The following is a 3,377-nucleotide window of genomic DNA, read 5'->3' on the forward strand; positions in this document are numbered from 1 at the left end:
GAAGGGACAGGCTGTCCGCGTCCGGTTCCGCATCCATGGCGAAGGCCAGATCACCGGGGGCGGTCATCGGCTGCCCACCCGCTGTCAGGATAATGTCGCCTGCCAGCAGGCTGGAATGGCTTGCCGCCAGTCCCGGTTCAACCCGGTCAATCAGCAGGCCGGTGGCCTCCAACCCAAGGGCGGCGGCAATCATGCGACTGACCGGGCGAAGTTGCAGGCCCAGTTTCGGCACCGGGGGCAGGGTTTCCGCAACCAATCCGTCAACAATGCGCGCCAGATCAGCGGCGGCAATCGCATAGGACATGCCGATGTAATAGCGCGATCCATCGGCAATCCGGCTGTTCAGGCCAACCAAATGCCCATCCGCATCGAGCAGCGGCCCACCCGATGATCCGGGATTGACCGCCGCATCGTGTTGCAGAAAGCGGATCGGCACCGCCGCGTCAATCTGCCGGGCAGAGGCAGAGACGATGCCGCGCGTCACTGTCAACTCCAACCCCAAAGGTGCACCGATTGCCCAGACCTTTGCCCCGAGTTCAGGTGCCGAACCCAGTGACAAGCCCGGACGCTCCAGCCCTTTGACCACAAGGACTGCGACATCGCGCACTGTGTCCCGCGCGATGATTTCACCGTCAAACGCCTGTCCGGTATCGTCGATCACGCGGGCGCTTTCGGCATTTCCTACCACATGCGCATTGGTTACCACCAGCTTTCCCCCGGCCCAGATCACACCGGAACCCATAAAGCGGTCGTCATTTCCCGCACTGCGCAAGACCACCACATTTTCCACAGCGGATTTCAGCATCGCCTCCTGCGCACGGGCCGGGTTCAGGGCTGCAAACACGGTCAAAAGCAGCATGACAGCGGCAATTTGTGCTGCCTGTCGCAACGGCCAAATGCGGCTTGGCGGTTTGGTAAAGAGGGTTTCCGGCATTGCGTGACCTTTCATCAGTCCTTGGCCCAACGTTAGCAGGCCGCAGAAAAGGGATCACATGACAAAGGCTGTCACCTGCAAAACAAGTGTTTACGCACTGTCCCCGCCTTCCTATCCTTGGGTCAATCCTCCTCACTTTGGACAAGGTGAAATCCGATGAAAACACTCTTTATCTCTGCCGCAACAGTCATGTTCCTTGCCGCACCCTTGGCGGCATCCCCCCTCAGCCCGGTGAAAACCGCCGAACTCTCCGCCCGTTTGTTTGAAGCGGGTGTTGAGGCGAAGGATCCGGTGCTGATTTTGGCGGCAGCGAAGTTGCGCAAGCAGGTCAACCCCGAACAATCTGAACGCAGCGCGATTGATGGCGAGGCCGGGGAGGGTGCGCCGCTGGGCTGGCAGGACATGCTGGTGCAGGCGGAAAGCCTTGCGGTGGGCGACGATGCTCTGGTGGGACTGATAGAGGATGTCCGCGCTGAAACCACGAAAGGCGTGGTGATGGGGCCGATTTACAATATCGGCAAACTGTCAGGCGGCAAGTCCGACCGTTACCCCCGGATTGACTTCAAAGGCGGCGAATATGCCGAAGTTTATGTTGAGGCGAAATCAGCCGTGGATTTGAACCTGACGATCAAGGATGCGCAGGGACGGCTGGTTTGTTCCGACAGCGACATATCCCACATTGCCTATTGTGGCTGGCGTCCGTCGGAAAGCGGCAGCTACACGATGGAAGTCGACAACAAGGGCGGGGCTGCGACCAGCTACGCTTTGATGACCAATTGAAAGGGGTTATTATGCACCACAGCTTTTCATTGCTCCGCAGCACCGCTTTGGGCTCGATCATGGCGCTTGTATCCCTGCCTGCGTTTGCACGGGAAAACTATGCTTTGCTGATTGGCGCAAATGACTACGAAAGCCTTGCGCCGCAATATTGGCTGAAAGGCCCGTCGAATGATGTGAAGCTGGTGCAAACCTACCTGACGACCGCCGCACCGGTGCCGTTTGCGGTGGAAAATGTCGCGGTGCTGTCGGATGGCGTCGACGGGGCAACGCGGCCGACGCTTGGCGCAATCCGGACGGCGTTTGCCGACCTTACTGCCAAGGTAGAGCCGGGGGATTTCGTTTACCTGCATTTCTCCGGGCATGGCACCCAGGCCCCTGCCCTGAACCCGGATGAGGAGTTGGACGGGTTGGATGAAATGTTCCTGCCCGTCGATATTGGGCCGTGGTCCGATACCAGCGGCACGGTGGAAAACGGGCTGGTCGACGATGAAATCGGTCAGATGCTGGATGCGATCCGCGCCAAAGGGGCGGATGTCTGGGTGGTGTTTGACGCCTGCCATTCCGGCACCGCGACGCGCGGCGCGCCTGATGGCGATGAGGAAGTCCGCACCCGGCAGCTTGCCCCCGAAGTTCTGGGCGTTCCAATGGCCGCGATGGATGCGGCGCAAAGCCGGGCAATTCCAAACCCCAATCCGCGCGCCCATGCCCCCGCCCCGGTGATGAGTTCGGGGAAAGGCGGCTCCCTCGTCGCGTTCTTCGCCGCGCAAACCGATGAGGTGACACCGGAAAAACGTCTGCCCAAAGGCGACCCGGACCGCATCCCGCAGGGTGTTTTCACCTATACGCTGTTCGAAACCCTCGCCGAGTTTCCGCAGGCAAGCTATGGTCAGATCGGGCAAGAGGTGCTGAGGAAATATTCGGTCAAGAACCTTGCGCGCACCACGCCGATGTTCGAGGGCGATCTTGACCGGGTGGTGTTTTCCGGTCAACCCGGCGCGCGCGTCGCGCAATGGCCTGCGACCCATACCGAAAGCGGTTTGACAATTGCGGCGGGCAGTCTGCACGGGCTTTCCGAAGGGGCGGTTCTCGCGGTGATGGCAACTGCGGCTGACAAGACCGAGGATGCGCTTGGCTTTGTGAAAGTCACCACGCTGGACCGGTTCAGCGCAAGCGTTGAGCCGATCGTGCAGGACGGCAAAACCCTGCCGGATCGTCTGCCGCTGGGGCTGACACTGCGCAAGTTGAGCGATGATCTCGATTTCACTTTGACGGTTGCTTTGCCCGAAACAGGCTCCGCCCCCGCTCTCGCACTGGGCGCGGCTATGGCGGCATTGCAAGCCGAAACCGGGCCGCGCATCAGCTTTGTCGCCGCCGGGGCGGAAGCTGATCTGCGCCTTGCAGTGCTGCCCGACAGCCCACGCCCGGATGCGATCTGGGTCTTGCCCTCGACCGGGATTGCCGACCATCTGGCGATCACGCCGTCGGTTTCGACCGTTGACAAGGATGCGGCAACGCTGGGGCTGACGCTGGCCGACACGCTGGGCCAGATGGCGAAAGCGATCAACCTGATGAAACTGGGGGGGAGTGTGGGGAGTGCCGGCTTGAAGGGGGAGGTTGAGCTGCTGACGCGCAGCAAAGACGATGCAACCCTGCGCGACTTGCC

General features: G+C 61.0%; 3 protein-coding genes. 2 read left to right on the forward strand and 1 reads right to left on the reverse strand.

Translation table 11 applies throughout. The annotated features are described in order from the left end of the window. Positions 1-934 (reverse strand): S1C family serine protease (locus L0H65_RS16660; protein WP_301460336.1); only part of this gene is annotated, 934 nt, incomplete at its 3' end. A 156-nt stretch (positions 935-1,090) separates the two neighbouring features. Here L0H65_RS16660 and L0H65_RS16665 point away from each other — a divergent pair. Further along, positions 1,091-1,714: a hypothetical protein gene (locus L0H65_RS16665; RefSeq protein WP_301460338.1), complete on the forward strand. Its 624-nt coding sequence runs from the start codon at positions 1,091-1,093 to the stop codon at positions 1,712-1,714. Positions 1,715-1,725: 11 nt separating this feature from the next. After that, a partial coding sequence (locus tag L0H65_RS16670; RefSeq protein WP_301460340.1) for a caspase family protein occupies positions 1,726-3,377 on the forward strand: 1,652 nt, incomplete at its 3' end.

Origin of the sequence: Pseudorhodobacter sp. (genome assembly GCF_030452865.1) — a bacterium.
GTDB lineage: Bacteria > Pseudomonadota > Alphaproteobacteria > Rhodobacterales > Rhodobacteraceae > Pseudorhodobacter.

Bases quoted from the DNA above. Each gene is read 5' to 3' on its own strand.
- L0H65_RS16665 (WP_301460338.1), top strand. From the start codon at position 1,091: ATGAAAACACTCTTTATCTCTGCCGCAACAGTCATGTTCCTTGCCGCA.